The organism is uncultured Pseudoxanthomonas sp. (assembly GCF_947498795.1).
GTDB lineage: Bacteria > Pseudomonadota > Gammaproteobacteria > Xanthomonadales > Xanthomonadaceae > Pseudoxanthomonas_A.
In genome coordinates, this window is sequence record NZ_CANMLQ010000005.1 from 1 (window position 1) to 17,774 (window position 17,774).

Sequence of the window (17,774 nt, forward strand, 5' to 3'; positions counted from 1 at the left end):
TCTTCCTACGCTTCATCTGCAACACTCCCGCTGCCTATGCAGCTATCCGTGTGTTGCGTCGATCATATGAATCCGCGGTCGAAAGCGGACAGTCGAGCTCATTAGACTTTGACGATGCGCCTCGTACTAGTTACGCAGCGTCTGAGAATCCCGATGAGATGAGCGTCCCCGGAACCGCCGGGAAAGCCATTCGCCCATGTCATCAATCAGGGTGAAGGCTGCCGGGATGACGATCAGGCTCAGGAGCGTAGAGGTGACCAGGCCGCCGATGACCGCGATCGCCATGGGAGCCCGGAAGCTGGAGTCGCCGGCGAACCCCAGTGCAATCGGCATCATGCCCGCGCCCATGGCCAGGGTGGTCATGATGATGGGCTGTGCACGCTTGCGGCAGGCGTCGATCAAGGCATCGTGCTGACTCAGCCCGTGCTCGTCTTCGGCGATGACGGCGTAGTCGACAAGCAAAATGGAGTTCTTGGTCGCGATACCGATCAGCATCAGCAAGCCGATCAGCGCCGGTAGCGAGAGCATGTTCTGGGTCAACAGCAGCGCGCCAAAGGCGCCGCCGGCACACAGTGGCACCGCAATCAGGATCGTCAGAGGCATCAAGGCATGGTTGAACAGCAACAGCAGCACCATGTAGATGCACACGATGCCGGCGGCCATGGCCAGCAAGAAGCCCACGAACAACTCGACAAAGACCTCGGCATCGCCGGTGTTAAGGAAGCTCACGCCCGGCGGCAACCGGGTGACGCTGGGCAACTGCTGCACCTGCTCCATGACCTCGCCCAGCGGGCGGCCATTGAGTTCGGCGGTCAGGGTCACGTTGCGCTGGCGCTGATAGCGCGAGAGCTGCGAGGGACCGCTGCCCATCTGGATGTCGGCCACAGCGGCTAGGGGCACCGGTCCATAACGGCCCGGTACGCGCAACTGCCCGATCAGGGCAGGATTGGCCAAGGTGGCCTCGGAGAAGCCGACCCGAATCGGGATCTGTCGATCGGGGAGGTTGAGCTTGGCCAGACGCTGCTCGTAGTCGCCGGCCGTGGCGATGCGTGCGGCCTCGGCGATCGCCGCGGTGGACACACCCATATCGGCCGCACGTGCCGCGTTGGGCACGATCTGGATTTCAGGGCGCAGCAACGAAGCCGAAGAGGTCACGCTGCCCAGCCCGGACAGGCCGCGAAGATCGCGCTCCAGGGCCAGCGAGGCTTCCTGCAGGCGCTGCGGGTCATCGCCCGACAGCACCAGTTGCAGCAAGTTGCCCGGCTCGGAGCTGACATAGCTCACACGCACGCCGGGCATGTCGGCCAGCCGAGCCCGCGCATCGCGCTCCAACTCGCGCTGGTCACGGTCCCGGTCATCGGCCAGGCCCCAGTCCAGCACCAGCGTGGCCTTACGCGGATCGGCCACGCCGACGGTAGAGGGATCGCCCAGATCCAGTACGCTGCCTGCGGCCGTGTAGACCTGCTTGAGCTCGGGCATGTCTTTGAGCAACGCACGTGCGCGCTCGGCCACGGCCACCGTTTCTTCCAGCCGGGTGCCCGGTGGCAGTTCCAGACTCAGATTGCTGCGGCCCAAATCGGACTGGGGAATGAAGGTGGCCGGGATCAGGGGGATCAGCGCCAGCGAGGCGACGAACAGGCCCGTGGCGATCCAGAGCGTGCGTGCGCGGTGGCGCAAGGCGGCATCGACCCAGCGCAGGTACCAGGTCATGAGCCGGGAGTCGGGCTTCTCCTCGCCATGGGGCTTGAGCAAATAGGCCGCCATCATCGGCGTGAGCAGGCGCGCCACCAGCAACGAGAACAGCACCGCGGTGGCCGCAGTCCAGCCGAATTCGCGGAAGAACTTGCCGGCGATGCCCGGCATGAAGGCCACCGGCACGAACACGGCCGCCAAGGTGAGCGAGGTCGCAATGACCGCATTGCCGATCTCACCGGCGGCTTCCGTGGCCGCTTCCTCTGGTGACTTGCCCATCCGTAGGTGGCGGACGATGTTCTCGATCTCCACGATCGCATCATCGACCAGCACGCCGACCACCACCGATAGGGCGAGCAGGGTGATCATGTTGAGGGTGAAGCCGAACGCGTACATCACCGCGAACGTCGGGATGATGGACAGCGGCAAGGCCAAAGCCGACACCCACGTGGCACGCCAGTCGCGCAGGAACGCCCAGACCACGAGCAGCGCCAGCAAGGCGCCCTCGTACAACATTGTCATCGACGAGTCGTAGGAGCGGTGGGTCTCATCGATCGCTGTGGTGACTAGGCGAAAGTCCACGCCGGGGTGGGCCTTCTTGAGCTCATCCAAGGCTTGGTGAACACCTTCTTCGACCTTGACCTCACTGGAGCCGCGCGTGCGCGACATGGAGAAGGCCACCACGTCCTTGCCATCCAGCAGCGCGGCCTCGGTGGGATCGGCCGCGGCGTCAGTGACGGTGGCCAAGGCCGAGAGCCGGACCGAACGGCCATCGGGCAGGCTGATGGAGTAGTCGCGCAAGGCATGGGCGTTGGCGACGGTGCCCAAGGTGCGAATGGTCTGCAGGGCGCCATCGAGCTCAGCCTTGCCGCCGGCACGCTCGACCTGGATCTGCGCCAGTTGCTGGGAGACATCGCCGGCGGTGACGCCAAAGGCGAGCAGGGCATTGGGATCCAGATCCACCCGCACCTGGCGCTGGACACCGCCGATGCGCGTGACCCGGGCCACGCCATGCACGCCATACATCGCGCGGGAGATTTCCCGGTCGACGAACCAGCTTGCCTCATCCTCCGTCATCTGCGGCGCGACCAACGCATAGGTCATCAGCGAACCGCCGATATCGACCTTGGAGATCACCGGCTCCTGGATGTCTTGCGGCAGGTCTGTACGGATCCGGGTGACCGCATCGCGCGTGTCATCGAGTGCCGTGGCCAGGTCGGTTTCCAGTTCGAACTCGATGCTGGTGGTACTGATACCTTCGCTGACGGTCGACATCACCCGCTTGACGTTGGTGATGGTGGCCACCGAGTCCTCGACCTTGCGGGTGACCTCGGTTTCCAGCTGGCTGGGCGAGGCGCCCGGCTGGGTCACCGTCACCGTGGTCATCGGGAAGGCGATGTCTGGAAAGCGCGCTACCGGCAACTGATAAAAACCCCACAAGCCGGCCACGCATAGCACGAAGAACACCATCAGGGCCGGCAGCGGCCGGCGAATGGCCCAGGCGGAGATATTCATGGGGTGCTGGACTTCTTACCGGCCACCACCCGCACACGATCGCCATCGCCTAGGAAACCGGCGCCTTCGGAGACCACCTGCTCACCGGCTTTGAGGCCGTCCACGATCTCGATGCGTCCCTGTGTGGTCTGGCCGGTGCGGACACGTCGGCGTTGTACGGTTTGCTTGTCGGGGGTGACGAACACATAGCTGTGGCCGTCGCGCTGGACCACGGCCGCGCTGGGCACCATGAAGGCCTGGCCCTCACCGGTCAGGATCCGGCCTTCGACAAACGTGCCCGGCTTGAGCGGCCCAGGGGAGGGCAGGTCGGCATAGACCGTGCCGGTGCGGGTTTGCGCATCGATGCCGGGGGTAACAGCGCGCACGCGGCCGGTGATCTGCTGGCCGGCATAGGACAGCACGATCTCATTGCCCACTGTCACCTGTGCCAATTGGTTCTCCGGCAGTTCGGCGCGCCATTCCAAACGCCCATCTCGAATCAGGCGTAGTAGCTCGGTGCCCGCAGCGACCACCTGGCCTGGCTGGACCAGGCGCTTGGAGATCACGCCATCGGCCGGTGCTCGCAACTGGGCGAAGTCGCGCTGCAATTTGGCGGCATCACGCGAGGCACGCGCAGTGGTCAGTTGCGCCTGCGCTTGGGTAGAGGTTGCGCGCAACTGATCCAGGTCCGCCGCGCTGATCAGCTGCTCGGCCGCCAACTTCGATCCGCGTGCATGTTGAGCCTGTGCCAGCACCAGGGCAGCGTTGGCCTCTTGGGTCGAGGCTTCGGCTTGCGCAAGCGAGCTGTCCAGCGTGCGATGGTCTAGTTCGAGTAGGACCTGCCCCTTCTTGACCTGTTGGCCCACATCCACATTCAGGGCGGTGACGCGCTGACCGCTGAGCTCTACGCCCAGCTGCATTTCTTCGTAGGGCGAGACCGGCCCGGACACGGTCACGCTGCGTGCCAGGGCATAGGTCTGGACAGGGGTCAGGGCAACGGTCGAGGCCGAGGACGGCTCGGCGGCTGCCTCGTCTTCTTTGTCGCCACAGGCAGCGAGTAGGGGCAATGAAACGAGCAGGAGTGACCAACGCAGGATCGGTGCGCGCATAGGGAAGCCAGGATGTGGGGGGTTTGGTGTTGCTTGCTACTGCGCTGCGCCCGAGGGCTTACGCATGGCTGTGAATGAAGACAGCGGGACCATCGGTGCGGCCTGATTCTTCTTAGGACGCATTAAGTTCTCTTTAAAATCTGCTGCTCAACGCCATCGAGAATCAGCTCAATGCCGTTGGTGAAGCGCTCATCGAACTTCGGTTCGGCCAGCACTTCGCGTGCCTCCCAACAGCGGGGAAACCGCGCCTTGGCCAGTTCGAAGAAGGCTTGTTGCACGCCTTCGATCACGCCGGGTTGTTCGGGCAGGGATTGCTCTTCGATGACAAAGCCCATCACGTAGTAGATCGAGTCCAGCGCCGTGGTCGCGGCGAACTCGACATCGGCACCTGCCTCCACCAGGGCAGAAATGGTGGCATCGCCCACACGCAGCACGTTCTCGGTGGCCAGGAAGGTGCCGGCATACACACGTGCGCCGTCGCGGTGGGCCTTGAACGCGGTCCGAAACTCATTGGCGATCTGGTGCATCGTGCTGCGCCAGTGCTGACCGGCGGGAATGTCACGCGCGACATCCGCGATCATGGCGTCGGCCATGGCATCGATCAGCGCCTGCTTACTTTTGAAATGCCAATACAGCGAGGGAGCCCGAATGCCCAGGCTGCAGGCCAGCTTGCGCAGGCTCACGCCTTCGATGCCGCTCTCATCGAGCAAGCGGAAGGCCGCCTCGATGATGTGCTCCTGTTTCAGGGGGCTGCGCATAGGTGCCCTAACACTGTTAGTTCGTCCACTCTAACGATGTTAGGGGGCGCTGGCAATCCGGCTCGATGATTGCCATGGGCGGCCATCACACCCGTCATGGCGTGAAGACCAGGCGAGCCCCGTCATCTGGCGCCTCCCACCCCCGCGTCACCTCGCTCAGCGGCAGGGTCCGTACCTGCGTCTGGAAAGCGCCGCGGCCCAGCGCTTCGGCCAGCGCGGGCAGTTCGGTCAGCATCTGGCGACCTGACAGGGCGCCGTGCCCACAGCCCATGACCTGGAGCTTGGTCGAGCGCAGAAAAGACCCGGGAAGCGGTGCGCTCTCGCCGGCCATAGACCCCAGATGGACCCAATCCAGCGGCCGATCGCGTCGCTGGCGATGCCGAAGCACCGCTTCCATGGCGATCACCGCGCTTTGACCCCACACAAAATCCAGGACCACATCCACCTCACTCGCCAGTACGCCTAACCGGGGATCGCCCAGGGTCACGGTGTCGGTCGCCCCTAGCGCCGGCAATTGCGCCAACCGGCCCGGATCGCGGCCGGCGGCGATGACCTCGCCGGCGCCCACATGTCGGGCGATCTGGACGGCCAAGCGTCCCGAGCTGCCAGTGGCGCCCAGCACCAGCACCCGCTTGCGCTGTTGAAACGGCAAACGCCGGCCAAATCCCGGCACTCGGCAACGTAACGCCAGCCAGGAGGCCATCGCTGGGTTCATGGCGCCGGCCAACAGGACCGGGTCGACGTCATGGGGGAGCTCGATGCTGTGATCCAGTGCGATGACAGTGCGCTGGGCCATCGAGCCGGAAAAACCGGGCTCTTGGACGAAGTAGCGCAACCGGCCATCGGTGCCGCGACCGACGCCATCGACGCCGGCAATGACGGGCAAGGTGCCGTTGATGGAGTAGTGCTGGCCCGAGGCGCGACCGCGGGTGATGTGATGCAAACCGGCCGCCAGCACGTCCACAAGCATCTGATCGGACTCCACGGGAGGAGGATCGGCAACATCGCAGTACTGGGGTGGGGCGTCATACGAGGTGATAAGGGCCGCTTTCAAATAAGTTCCTTCGGCACCGCTGGCGCCATAGTTCGTAATACGACCTAATATTGGTTCGCTATACGAATTATGTCAAGCTGTGCTCATGAGCCCGACCCGCAGCTTGAAACAGCCCTCTGCTCCCGAAGAAGGGTTGGCCGATGCATTGGTGACTAGCGCCTTTGTCACCATGGCCGTCATCAACAAGATCGGCGCCGAGCACGATCTCTCGCTCTCCCTGGTTCGGGTGCTGGGCATCCTGGCCGACCGACGCCCACGCATGAACGAGCTAGCCGCATACCTGGGCCTAGAGAAGCACACGATGTCCGGGCTGATTGCCCGGGCGGAAAAACGAGGCCTAGTGGCGCGTGCGCCCAATGAACTCGATGGTCGCGCCACCGATGTGCTGATCACCGCCGAGGGCACCAAACTGATCAAGCAACTGCGTGCGCAAGGGCAAAAGGCCTTGGCGCCGGTGATCGGCCAACTCGGCGCGTCGGATCAGCGGCTTCTTCAAGAGCTGCTCCACCGCATGCTCCAGAGCAGGCCAGTCTAACGTCCGCCATTCAGACCAAGCCTGCTTCGCTCGTCGACTCAATTTACGGTTTGCGTAATGTCCGCTTTCCGCGACCTTGGAGCTGACATCAGTCGTTCTTGTCGGGGTAATGAATGCGCCGAGCACTGACAGGATTTGACAGCCGGACGGGATTGGAACGGCCAGCCCCCGCTGCCCGTCGGCGACCGAGCGGGCATGTGGCTGCTGTGGGCTCGTCAGAGGCCCTTGAGAGGGACAGGGGCGGCCAGCGCAGTCGAGATCGACGCTGTACGATCTGTGATCGCACCTAGACCACTGCATACTGGCGGTGTTATCCGATTCGGGCCGTGGGCCTATGCGCACCATTCGCCCAGCCTGCCTTAGCCGTGCGCTGCTTGTGTGCCCACCGTGGGGCAGGCTAGTGTGTCTCGCGAAGACGGACTTATCTGACGTGATGTGCGAGAAAACTCATACCTGTCCGCTAAAGTGAGGCGTGCACGTTAAGTCAGAACATGACGTCCCTTCACCTCTTGTGTTCAGGATGGAGTTACCAGGATTTAGTGGACACCTGAGCGGCGGGACCGATGTGCCGCTTCGAACTCGATGGGACTAACGCCACCGAGGTAGCTGTGCCGACGGATCGGATTGTAGAAGCCTTCGATGTACTCGGATACGTCCAAGGCAGCCGTTTGGCGGTCCGCGTAGATGCGCTTCTTGATGCGCTCCTTCTTCAAGCTTCCGAAGAAAGACTGGGCAACTGCGTTATCCCAGCAGTTCGCCCGCCTGCTCATGCTTGGCTCAAGATGGTTGGCCTTGCAGAAGCGTCGCCACGCGTCGCTTCCATACTGCGTTCGCTGATCCGAGTGGATCAGGGTCTTTCTTGGGCGCCGAGCACGAACGGCCTTCAAGACTGCTTTCAGGACCAGCTCTCGATGAATCGTCGGCTTGACGGCCCAGCCTACGACCTTGCGCGAGAAGAGGTCCACGACGATGGCCAAATAGAGCCATCCTTGCCAGGTACGGATGTAGGTGATGTCCGTAACCCAGGCCTCGTTGGGCCTCGGCACCGTGAACTGACGCTGCAGCACGTTAGGGATCAATGCGTGCGGCTTTGCAACCGGGATATGACGTATTCGGTAGCCGTGTAACGCCTGGAGGCCGTTCTCGCGCATGAGGCGTGCAACCCTGTGCTTGCTGCATTTCTCACCGCGTTCGCGTAGATCCTGCAGCACCCTGGGGGCGCCATAAATCCCGTGACTTGCGGTGAAAGATGATCGTATGAGACGTAGCAGGCGCGCATCTTCCTGGGCTCGGTCGGACACCGGATGATCGAGCCAAGCGTAGTAACCAGCACGAGCAACTCCAAGCAGCCGACACATCATCTGAACGCTGAACTCATTCCGATGCGACTCAATGAACTGATAAGCCCGCCGAGTCCGGCTTGGAGCCTTCTTCGAAGACATGATGCTTGCCTCCCGCTGATCGCATGGATGCTAGACCTGTCCACAAGATGCTGGTAACTCCAGTTCGCGCTTTGCGCATCTACGTTCCGAATTGGTTTGAGCGTCGGATCTCCAACGCGGTGCGGCCAGTCTTTCGGCGTAACAGCGTGCGGAGCGTGGCCCCGTTGTCGTAGCCGGTACGTGTTGCGACCTCGTCAATGCTCAGCTGGGTCGTTTTCAGCAGATAAGTTGCTCGCTCAACACGAAGGTCTTGGAAGTATGCCAGGGGCGAACGACCCAAGATCGTGTAAAGCCGGCGAGATAAGGTCCGCTCGCTCGTGCCGACAAAGGTCGCAGCCCGTCCCAAGGAGAAGCCCGCATCGAGGTTTTGACGAGCCCACTTTTCGAAGAGCATCACCAACCGGTCCGTGTGACGCAAATGGTCGGGAATGGCATAGGTGGACTGAGGCGACCGGGGGTCTAGCAGGAGGTAACGTGCGACTGTGTCAGCTAATTCTGGACTGCGTTGACGAACGAACCAAAGCGCCAGGTCGAAATGTGCCAACACCGCGCCTGCGGTAACGACAGCATTCCCTGGTAAGAGTGAACGACTGTCATCGAGCGTGACACCGGGATAGCGCGAGCGAAAGAAGGGAGCGAGCCACCAACTTGTGGTGGCCTCTTGCCCGTTGAGTAAACCCGCCTCGGCCAAGACAAACGTCCCCGTACACGCGGCCGCAATGGTGGCTCCTTGCGATTGCCAGCGCCCTAACAGTTCGCCAGCGCGGCGCACGTCCGGATGGGCAAGGGCTTTATCGATTCCTTCCTCCGTCTTGGCACCCAAGGCTGGGACAAACACAAATTCAGGATTTGAGCGAGCTTCTGCCTGCATGGTGGGGATGGCAAGGCCATGCGCGGTATGTGCTACGCGGCGGATGCTGAAAACTTGCGCTTTCCACGCGTCGTTGGACCCAGGGGGAGCCAAGTCGCGTGCAGTCGCCAGGGTGTCCTGTATCGCCGCCAGCCCTGTATCGAACACGCCATCGAGTGCCAAAATTGTCGTTGGTGTCATCATGGCGAGAACGGTATCACAATTGGCAATCTTGCCAAGTCCCCTTATGGTGTTGCGATGCTAGATTTGGGTGTGCAGCCGATCATTGAAATGTCCTGGCAGCACAAACCTCAACCATTCACCGAGGAGATCATCAAGATGACGCAGATGGGTTTGTTTGTTCGGCTCGATGCCAAGCCTGGTAAGGAAGCCGCGCTAGAGGAGTTCCTTAAAGGAGCGCTTCCACTTGCACGAGCGGAGACCGGTACGCCGGTCTGGTATGCCTTGAAATTCGGTCCCAGCAGTTTCGCAATCTTCGACGCTTTCGAAGCCGAAGATGGTCGAGCCGCCCACCTCAATGGGCCTATCGCCGCAGCGCTCATGAAGCATGCGGACGAGCTTCTCGCGAAACCAGTAGTGATCGAACGCTGGGATGTTGTGGCGGTCAAATAGTGCTGAGCGGCGAAGCGCCGAAGGAGCTACGGGTTTTGTCGCTGCCGATCTGTTTCGGCGGTGAGCTTGCAGCCATTTCACAAGAAGTAGGGCGGATTCAAACCTGAAGTGCAACACCCACAGTTTCACTGAACGAGGCTGGATTGTGGTTCAGTGTGAGAGAGCAGCAATTGGCGGTACACCGCCAGCGGCGTTCTCACGCCCAGCCCCTTGCGGGGGCGGTTGTTGATCTCATCGGCAATGGCATCGAGCTGCTCCTGGCTGTAGCCGCTCAGGTCCGCGTCCTTGGGCAGGTAGTGGCGCACCAGGCCATTGATGTTCTCGTTGCTGCCTCGCTGCCAGGGGCTGTGCGGATCGCAGAAGTACACCGCGATGCCCGTTTTGGCCGTCAACTCCTTGTGGCGGGCCATCTCCCGGCCCTGGTCGTAGGTGAGCGTCTTGCGCATGGGCTTGGCAATGCTGTTGAGTTTTTCCGTGAAGGCCTGCAGCACGCTGACCGCACTGGCGGGCTTGGGGTGCGGCAGCTTGACCAGCATCAGCAGGCGGCTGGTGCGCTCGACCAGCGTGCCCACGGCTCGCGCCGGTAGAATACCCCTGATCTGGCAGCCAACGACAACCCACCTGCCATGCCGAGTCGACTGATTCAGTATGTGAAAGAGCAGGGTGGGTGGAGGTGGGTATCCCGCCAACGTTGTTGGCTGGCCTAGGAGAATTCCGTCCCGTACGGCGTAACGGGTATGGCGAGAGCCAAGACGGTGACGGCGCCCGTCACCAGAAGGTGGATGGATCCTGGAGGAACTCTGTTCGCGCCACCGTGAGCACCTGCTGGGGGCGCTCGGCCATCACGTCCACCGGCCGCGCACCGTCGAGCAGCAGATGTGGAGTCATGAACCACGCCACGATGCCCCACGAGTTCTTCCAGACATGGCCGTAGTAGGTCTCGTAGACCAACAACAGGTCGGGAATTTCTTTGATCAACGCGCCGTCATCGAACTGGAAGTCAGGGTAGAGCCATTCGTCGGCGGCTCGATGCCAAACAGCAAGCAGCCGCCGCTCCTTGCGCCAAGCTGTCAGAGTCGCGACATCAACGCGAAGAATCGACTGTACCTCCTGGCCCGATAGATAGCTTCTCGCAAGCTCCGAGCGAAAAGCCGCAGCCTTGGCTGCCAAACTAGTCCCCATCGGTATAGGTGCCGGGTGCAATGCACCACATGAAGGACTGGACGTCGATCATATCTCGAGGTTCCAGTTCGGCCAGGGCGTCAAAGAGATAGCGCGAGAAGCCCAAGACAGAGTGATAGGTGCGCCAGTTGAGTTGAGGCGTGTAGTTCAATTCGAATCCGCACAGCTCGGCCGCGAACTGTGTAATCGTCGGCTTTACGAACATATATTGACTGGGGTGAAGGAAGAACGGGAAGTAGGTGGCTGTCGTCCACTTGCCGGCGCCGATGTCATCCAAGACTGTGGCGAACCCGGAGAACCGGTCTTCAAATGGGCCCTCTCCATGCAAAAGTCCATGCAGAGCTAACGAGAAGAGACTGCGTGCCGATTCGTCTTTCAGGCCGTCACGGAGGGAAATCTTCTCGCCAGGGTAAACAAGGTTCGTAGCATTGATGAGCTTTATTGCCCGTCGGGCCACCTCTTCATGATCGCCTGCCGCCAAGAGTGCGTCGAATGGTTCTTTACCAAGCAGGTCAGACGTTTGCCGGCTTGCCTTGTCCTTGTAATCCCGCTCATGTTTGCAGAACCGTTCTCCTCGGAATCCTCCGGGGAACTGGGAAAGGAAAACCTGTATGGATTCGGGCAAGCTCTGATAACGAATGCCGCTTGCAGACTTTGAGATCTTCAGGTTATCCAGGACAGGGTGCGCCGCGTCCTGCCCGGAAACGCGAGTAGGGGTGACGTGCTTCAAGGAAAGCGTCTTCTCGCCTGTACCCACGAAAAAGACCGGAACATTGTTCTCGCCGCTGTCTTCAAGGACCTCGCCAACACCCCAGGCTGACATTCCTGGGTGGATCACGCGCTCACCTTTCAGATACTTCATTCGCTTCCCCTCTTTGCGTACCTAGTCTGATCTCTATGTTGAATCAAATGGCACTTCTGCACAGGCCGGATCAGGTAGCTCATAGTGACTCTCTCAGAACTTGAAGCGTGTCCTCATATCGAAGCAGGAGCTCTTGGAGTACATAGGCCGATCCAGCCGCATTCATGAACCTGCCCGTGGTCACAAACTGGTCATACAGGTGGAGGGGGCGCGGGTGCATGGTCCCATTGACGACTGATCCTGCGAATGCGTGCGTTTCCTGGGCGACGAAGAGCGCCAATTCAGCTGTGACGTAGGTGAGTGCCCCGAGCGAAAGGAAGTTGACCCGGTCTGGTTCCGAAAGTGTTGGGGAGAACGCACTGAACAGAGATGAGGTTCGGCCCCCATGGGTGCTCTCGGAGAACATCTTCTTGGCTTCTCGATGGCGATCCACCAGCAAACCCGCGCGATCATCTGGAACGCCGCAGGCAACAAGGTACTGGGTCATCTTGTCGTACACCTTGCCGTAGCCGATGTTCTTGTTCCAAAAGTCGTTCGTATCATGTGTGCTCGCAAAGGCACGGCATGTGTCTGCACTAAGTGCCAAGGCCATCGCGATCTCGATGTCCTCGATAAAAGTTCGAGCAAGAACCCGGGCCGTCATGTCTTGCCCGATGGCAAGAAGCTCCCTTATCGACAGGATGTCTCTCTTGAGCTTGGATACCATCACGGCGTAACCCATGAGCTCGCTGCCAAGCGGGAACTGATACAAGAACCGCTCGAACTGCACGAAGAACTGGACGCTCTCGTCTAGCAGGATGAACCAAGGTTGTAGCTTCTCGTCGATCTTCTCTCCAAGCCGTAGCCGAAGGTTTGTCAGTTCCTTGGGGACATCCATGCGGCCGTAGTCTGCAGGGATGACGGCCGCCAGCTGCAGGCGGTCGGCGTTGGCAACCAGCTCATTGACAACAGATGATTCGATTCTCATCCGGGTCCCCTTCCCCAAGAGGATGATGTTGAAGCTGCTTGGCAGATACTATTACACGCTTGCCTGGCTCGCGAGTCGTTCTGGCAGTGGTGGTCAAGCCAGCAGAGCCGTCTTTACCAGAGGCATCGGCGCTTGATCCACCGTCAGCCCGTGGCTCCTGCCGCGAGGCTTTGAGCGTAGCGATGAACTGCGCTGCTCTTTCCCTGAGACACGTAGTGCTCGGCAGTAGCGCCTCCCAGTTCGATCAAGGGGGTGTGGCGAAACCAATCAATGGCACGCTCGATGTCCACATCACCTTGATCAAGGAGCGCCGAGATCACGCTCACGGCGTCGAGCATGTAGGACTGCACTATCTCCGACCCTGGAGTGAGCTGGATGACAGCCAGTTCCACATGCGCAAGCTCGGCGAGCGTTTCCAGGTCAATGCGAAACTGTGCGGCGAAGAGTCTGGGAGAGATGGCTTCGTTTTCACATAGCCTTTCTACGAAGTCTTTTGTTCGCTTTTCCGAAGTGGATTTCATGGTCTTACTCGTATGGAATTTGTCGGTCAGCCAAGCCAAGTCGCGAGAGCATGCGGACAGTCCGGCCCGCCGACTCCATTCCGGGCTCGAGCCCGTCGAACAGCCGCCAGGTGCTCAATCTAGGGGTCTTCAGGCCAGCTGAGCCTTGTGGAATGCCTCAAGGGCGCGAAATCCCAGTCCCCTTGATCGGGAAGCGCTTGTGCCGGTGAAGCGAGTTGGATACTGAAGACAGAGTCGCGAATGGACTCTGTCAGCCAGGTGACGTCTTCCACGGTAGGAAAGTGCCTTGCGATCGTTACAGCCTTTCGCCTCAGCGGCATGGGAAGTGTCTTGTCACGCGCAATGTCGACAAGGAAGCTTCCCGCCCACAAAAGCGCTCGTGTTCGTTCATCTGGCATGGTCATGTAGCGGCCTCGGGGTAGTTTGATGAGAGCATGGCTTGCGCAGATGTCAGCGAGTGAGACGTTTGGTGGCGAACGTTCGATCCATGACGTCCGGGAGATTGGGTAATGAGCAGGATTGGAGCGGGTACGGGGAAGCGTCCAGCTGGGCAATCCTCTATTGACCCGGCGCAAGTCGCCGCCGGCCTCGGCTTGACGCTTTCGGAGCTAGCGGCGGCTTTGGAATGCCAAGAGGAGACGCAGCCAGAGATCTGGCGGACTTCTGCTTTGCAGAGGAAGCTGGCGGATGTCGAACACGTCTCGGCCAAATTCCTTGAGATGAAGCGTGGCTCGCATGATGCGCTGCCGCAGATGGGGAGGGTGCCTGTGAGGGTGTTCAATGGCAGGACGATGTTGCAGGTCATCGGCGCCGGCGAAACGGACAAGGTCCTGCGATATCTCCAATCCATCGCAGGCGGACAGAATGGTTGAGCCTGTGAAGCAGCCTTACAGCCAGATCGTCGGCTGCGTCCATATTGGACAGCATGAGGGTGTCAGCTAGACCCCGAGGCTCGACGACGCCGGAAGGCATCCAGGGAAACCAGATTGCTCCGGGTGCCAGCCTGTTGTCCGTCCAGTCCATCCCAGTGGGCATCGAGCCAGCTCGTGTCAGCCAGATGATTGACATGTTCCAGGGTGGACAATGCCAGCGGGCTGAGGGAGAGGCGATACTCGTGCTCCATCAGTTCCCTCAGCACGTCCGCATCCTCCGAGTACCCTTGGGCAAGATGCGACATGGATCCATCGATCTGCCGAAGCAGGTGCAAGGCATGTTCGCCATCTGACCACTGCTCCCGTGGCCAAGCCTGTCCTGCGTTTCGGAGCAGGGCGAACGTCATGCCTACGGCGCGCTGGAAGGACGACAATCCAACTCCCCAATGCACCAGTTCCGCATTCGTGATGGCCTTCTGCGCCAGGGAGCATGTCTTGCCGTCGATTTCGATGGTCGTGTTCCAGTAGTTGTAGAACAGCGGGCGCAGGGCGAAGACGTCCTGGAGCAGCTGCTGCATACCCGGGTGGCGGATCTGATCCACCAACGCGCGGAAGCGAGCGACCAGTTTCGCGGTGCCTGTGACCTCGGGGATGAGGTCGATGACCTGCAGGGCCGGCTGCCACTGGATGCGTTCAATGACCGAGGTCAGTCCCACGGGATAGCCAAGCGGATGGATGCTCACGGTGGCAGTCAGTACGGAGTCCGTGTTGGCTGCATCGAAGTGATGCCAGGTCCACGCGGCGAGCTCGCCGTCCGGATGGAGCACACGTACCGACTGGAGGCCATCGCCACTGATCAGGCCAGGTTCGAGAACGGCATCGAAGGTGACGGGCTGGGTGATGAGGGGATGCTTGTTCATGGGTCTTCCTTGGATGAGTTGCTGTGGAGTGGGTTTTGAGGCACAGGAGGGCTAGGCTCGTCGCGAGTGCGTCAAGCGGGGCCTGTTCGGCGGTTGGAGAGGCTGCTTGGCGGAGCCGCTACTGCTGCTGAAGTTGAGCGACCAGGGCTTCGAGCTGTTTGCGGGTCAGCACAGACAAAGGAGGGGTCGTGCCCTGCGGGGCATCCTTTGTCCGGGGATTGCTACTGGTCGGCATGGAGGAGGCGGTGACCAGCCCCGTGAAGGCCTTGCCGTCGTTGCGGGTCAGGTTCGGCACGTAGCGCGAGTAGACCCGGAACAACATCTCCGTATTGGCATGGCCCAAGGTTCGGGCCACCCACTCCGGATTCTCGCCCGAGGCCAGCATCAGCGTGGCTGCCGTATGGCGGGTCTGATAGGGCCTGCGGGGCGCCAAGCCGAGATGGCGGAGCAGGGGATGCCAGACCCGATTGGTGAAGTTGACCAGGTTGATCGGATCACCGTTGCGCTGTGCAAAGACCCAGCGGCAATCCTCAGAAACCAGTTTCCGCTGTTCAAGCAGGGCCGTGCGCACCAAGGGAACCATGGGGATATCCCTCATCGAGCCATCGGTCTTGGTGTTCTCCAACTTCCCTTTGACGATCGACTGGCGGACCAGGATCAGATCCTGCTCGAAGTCGATGTGCTTCCACTCCAGCGCATTGATCTCGCCTGTCCGCATCCCCGTGAAAAAGCGGGTAGCCAGGTACGGATGCCAGTCTTTGCGGACGGTGCCAAGGGCGCGGTGGACCTCATCCAGCGAAAGCGGCTGGATGTCTAGCTTGGGTAGGCGCAGAGGCTTGATGTTCCGGAACGGGGTGAGGAACTCGTAGCGCTCGGAAGCCTCGGCCATCAACATGCGCAAGGGCGTCATGATGTGATTGATCCTCGAGGGAGACAGGGCGCCGCCGCCTTTGCCGGTTTGCTTGCCCAGTTCGGCCCGGAAGGCCAGCAGATCCGCTCGGGTGATTTCAGCCAGCGGCTTCTCACCCAGCTTGGGAATGATGTGTTGTTGCAGGGTGCCTTGAACCGTGTCGGCATGGGTCTGGCGCCATCGCGGCAGGTTCTCTTGGTACCAGGTCCCGGCGAACTGCCCCAGCGTCGGGGTGGAGGGACCCCTATCCGGCGAGGCATGGCTGCTTGTCGCCACCACCGTCGGAGTGGCCTGCATGTCGCCGTCAAACTGGGTGGCGCGAGGACTGTCGGGGAAGAACGCCCTGTAGTCGAACGATCCTTTGGCAATCTCGCGTTTGATGCGGTTGGCAAAGGCCTCCAGAGTCCGGCGGTTGGCCGCCGTGTCCTGCAGGGTCGTCTGCTCTCGGCATCGAACGCCGCGGTATCGGAAATCAAGAAACAGGCAGCCCGTCTCGGGGCGGCGGCGGACGTTAGCCATGTGCCCGGCCCCCGTTGGCCATCGGGATCAGAGGCGCCCGGCTGGCGGACGCGTTACCGATGTCCCTCTCGATTGCCTCCCACAGGAACAGGAGTTTCCGGCCACCAAAGGGTCGGATGTAATGCGTGCCCTCCAGCAGGACGCTGTCCTTGAGGCGATTCCTGATCGTGCGGACGTCGTAATGGATCCGGCTAGCCAGTTCTTCGGTGGTGAGGTAAGTTTGCACGGCGCGCTCCTTGTCGTTCATCGTCAACGGCTGTCGCGTATAAGCGACGTCTGTTGGTCATAATAGTCAACGTATGGCGAGTGTCAACGACAAATGTCGCCTGTGGGCGACAGAATTCAGTATTTGTTCATATGATTAGATTCCGACTTGCTGAACTAATCGCCGACAAGGCGTTTCGCGAAAGGCGTGTTGTTTCCCTGTCGGAGGTGGCGGAGGCCACGGGAATTCACCGTGCCACGCTTTCCAAGGTCGCTAATCAGCCCGGTGCGAATGTGGGCACGGACATCATTGATAAGTTGTGCAGGTATTTCAGTTGTCAGCCTGGCGACTTGCTTACGTACGTTGACGAAGGCAACGGATAGCCCATGGCCGGCGGGGTGCCGGGAGAGCTGAACGCGAGAGGCATCCTCACCGTTCGCAATGCGAAGTGGTATCGGTCGTCTGTCGCAAATCTCCTTGCGAGACTTGGATTGTCTGCCGGGGGCGGGTAGCAGTAAATTGGCTGGACTTCGCCACCGTGGAGGTTGCAATGGTTCGCCAGCGTCCCGTAATCGGCATTCCCTCAACGCCTGACCCTAGGGGCAATCCTCCGGGGCGAATGCCGTCAACTCCTGCGCCACCAGCAAGGCCCAGCACCCCACCGCCTCCATCTAAGAAGTAAGTCGCCGGGTGTCAGAAAATCAGGCACAGAAGCGGACCAAGCTTGAGGCGCTCAATGATCTCAAGTACGAGATCAGGCTTCATTACAGGCACGCCAGACTCTACCGTCGAATGCGCGCGGTGGTGACCTTTGTTGCCGCCGTCGGGAGTGCCTCGGCGTTCTCCAGCGTCTTCGCAGGTAGCCCTAGGTTGATGGGAGTAGGGGGCATGCTAGTTGCCGTCTGTGGGATAGCGGATCTCGTCTGGGACTTCGGGGCGAAGGCGACAGCGCACGAGCTGATGAGAAAGGCGTACTGCAAGTTGCAAGGGCGCTGGGCTGACTTGTCTCTATCTGAGGTCGATGCAGAGACGGCTGCCATCAGTTCGGACGACCCCGGGCACATTGAGTCGCTCCGCTGGCCGTCGCACAACGACACGCTCCGATCAGAAGGCTACTTGGAGCACCTCAAGAAGCTGAGCTGGCGCGAGAGACTCTTCGACGCCATCGCTTAACCCACCCCATGGGGGAATCGCAGGCGTTCGACTGTTCAATACCCTCGCGGATTTTGTGCCAAAACCATGAGTACCC

18 protein-coding genes and 1 pseudogene are annotated in these 17,774 nt (G+C 60.9%); 5 read left to right on the forward strand and 14 right to left on the reverse strand.

Features of this window, described 5'->3' with window-relative positions:
• Window positions 1-126: 126 nt before the first annotated feature.
• The 4 genes from Q0907_RS12660 to Q0907_RS12675 form a co-directional block, all read right to left on the reverse strand.
• Entirely contained in the window at window positions 127-3,207 is a 3,081-nt protein-coding gene (locus Q0907_RS12660) for an efflux RND transporter permease subunit (RefSeq protein WP_299345272.1), read from the reverse strand.
• Window positions 3,204-4,295 (reverse strand): efflux RND transporter periplasmic adaptor subunit, encoded by a 1,092-nt coding sequence (locus tag Q0907_RS12665; protein ID WP_299345274.1) that lies wholly within the window; start codon window positions 4,293-4,295, stop codon window positions 3,204-3,206. Before Q0907_RS12665 ends, Q0907_RS12660 begins: the two co-directional genes overlap by 4 nt.
• A gap of 122 nt (window positions 4,296-4,417) precedes the next feature.
• Window positions 4,418-5,053, reverse strand: coding sequence for a TetR/AcrR family transcriptional regulator C-terminal domain-containing protein (locus tag Q0907_RS12670; protein WP_299345277.1), 636 nt, complete (start codon window positions 5,051-5,053; stop codon window positions 4,418-4,420).
• A 94-nt stretch (window positions 5,054-5,147) separates the two neighbouring features.
• Entirely contained in the window at window positions 5,148-6,023 is an 876-nt protein-coding gene (locus Q0907_RS12675) for a hypothetical protein (RefSeq protein WP_299345280.1), read from the reverse strand.
• A 169-nt stretch (window positions 6,024-6,192) separates the two neighbouring features.
• Between Q0907_RS12675 and Q0907_RS12680 the strand changes: the two genes are divergently transcribed.
• Window positions 6,193-6,642 (forward strand): MarR family transcriptional regulator, encoded by a 450-nt coding sequence (locus Q0907_RS12680; protein ID WP_299345283.1) that lies wholly within the window; start codon window positions 6,193-6,195, stop codon window positions 6,640-6,642.
• A 536-nt stretch (window positions 6,643-7,178) separates the two neighbouring features.
• Here Q0907_RS12680 and Q0907_RS12685 read toward each other — a convergent pair.
• Window positions 7,179-8,084: an IS3 family transposase gene (locus Q0907_RS12685; RefSeq protein ID WP_299345286.1), complete on the reverse strand. Its 906-nt coding sequence runs from the start codon at window positions 8,082-8,084 to the stop codon at window positions 7,179-7,181.
• Between the two features lie 79 nt (window positions 8,085-8,163).
• A complete protein-coding gene (locus tag Q0907_RS12690; protein ID WP_299345289.1) occupies window positions 8,164-9,138 on the reverse strand; it encodes a helix-turn-helix domain-containing protein in 975 nt (324 codons plus the stop codon).
• A 135-nt stretch (window positions 9,139-9,273) separates the two neighbouring features.
• Between Q0907_RS12690 and Q0907_RS12695 the strand changes: the two genes are divergently transcribed.
• Complete coding sequence (locus Q0907_RS12695; RefSeq protein WP_204735960.1) at window positions 9,274-9,567, forward strand: antibiotic biosynthesis monooxygenase; 294 nt, start codon at window positions 9,274-9,276, stop codon at window positions 9,565-9,567.
• Window positions 9,568-9,692: 125 nt separating this feature from the next.
• Here Q0907_RS12695 and Q0907_RS12700 read toward each other — a convergent pair.
• From Q0907_RS12700 to Q0907_RS12720, 5 genes and pseudogenes are all read right to left on the reverse strand, one after another.
• A pseudogene (locus Q0907_RS12700) lies at window positions 9,693-10,166 on the reverse strand (IS30 family transposase); the annotation flags it as partial.
• A 169-nt stretch (window positions 10,167-10,335) separates the two neighbouring features.
• Window positions 10,336-10,737, reverse strand: a complete 402-nt coding sequence (locus Q0907_RS12705) for a hypothetical protein (RefSeq protein WP_299345294.1) — start codon at window positions 10,735-10,737, stop codon at window positions 10,336-10,338.
• A gap of 1 nt (window position 10,738) precedes the next feature.
• Window positions 10,739-11,611, reverse strand: coding sequence for a DUF3553 domain-containing protein (locus Q0907_RS12710; RefSeq protein WP_299345297.1), 873 nt, complete (start codon window positions 11,609-11,611; stop codon window positions 10,739-10,741).
• A gap of 79 nt (window positions 11,612-11,690) precedes the next feature.
• A complete protein-coding gene (locus Q0907_RS12715) occupies window positions 11,691-12,578 on the reverse strand; it encodes a hypothetical protein (protein ID WP_299345300.1) in 888 nt (295 codons plus the stop codon).
• Window positions 12,579-12,721: 143 nt separating this feature from the next.
• Window positions 12,722-13,099 (reverse strand): hypothetical protein, encoded by a 378-nt coding sequence (locus Q0907_RS12720; protein ID WP_299345303.1) that lies wholly within the window; start codon window positions 13,097-13,099, stop codon window positions 12,722-12,724.
• A gap of 509 nt (window positions 13,100-13,608) precedes the next feature.
• On the opposite strand from Q0907_RS12720, the gene Q0907_RS12725 reads away from it, so the two are divergent.
• A complete protein-coding gene (locus Q0907_RS12725) occupies window positions 13,609-13,971 on the forward strand; it encodes a hypothetical protein (protein WP_299345305.1) in 363 nt (120 codons plus the stop codon).
• 62 nt (window positions 13,972-14,033) lie between these two features.
• Here the strand turns inward: Q0907_RS12725 and Q0907_RS12730 are convergent, their stop codons facing one another.
• The 3 genes from Q0907_RS12730 to Q0907_RS12740 all read right to left on the reverse strand — a co-directional run bounded on the left by Q0907_RS12730 (window position 14,034) and on the right by Q0907_RS12740 (window position 16,567).
• Window positions 14,034-14,891, reverse strand: coding sequence for a hypothetical protein (locus Q0907_RS12730; protein ID WP_299345307.1), 858 nt, complete (start codon window positions 14,889-14,891; stop codon window positions 14,034-14,036).
• A gap of 118 nt (window positions 14,892-15,009) precedes the next feature.
• Window positions 15,010-16,320 (reverse strand): DUF3596 domain-containing protein, encoded by a 1,311-nt coding sequence (locus tag Q0907_RS12735; RefSeq protein ID WP_299345310.1) that lies wholly within the window; start codon window positions 16,318-16,320, stop codon window positions 15,010-15,012.
• Window positions 16,313-16,567, reverse strand: coding sequence for a hypothetical protein (locus Q0907_RS12740; protein ID WP_299345311.1), 255 nt, complete (start codon window positions 16,565-16,567; stop codon window positions 16,313-16,315). The genes Q0907_RS12735 and Q0907_RS12740 overlap by 8 nt, the downstream gene beginning before the upstream one ends.
• Window positions 16,568-16,677: 110 nt before the next feature.
• On the opposite strand from Q0907_RS12740, the gene Q0907_RS12745 reads away from it, so the two are divergent.
• Window positions 16,678-16,908: a helix-turn-helix transcriptional regulator gene (locus Q0907_RS12745; RefSeq protein WP_299345313.1), complete on the forward strand. Its 231-nt coding sequence runs from the start codon at window positions 16,678-16,680 to the stop codon at window positions 16,906-16,908.
• Window positions 16,909-17,413: 505 nt separating this feature from the next.
• A complete protein-coding gene (locus Q0907_RS12750; RefSeq protein ID WP_299345315.1) occupies window positions 17,414-17,698 on the forward strand; it encodes a hypothetical protein in 285 nt (94 codons plus the stop codon).
• Window positions 17,699-17,774 lie beyond the last annotated feature (76 nt).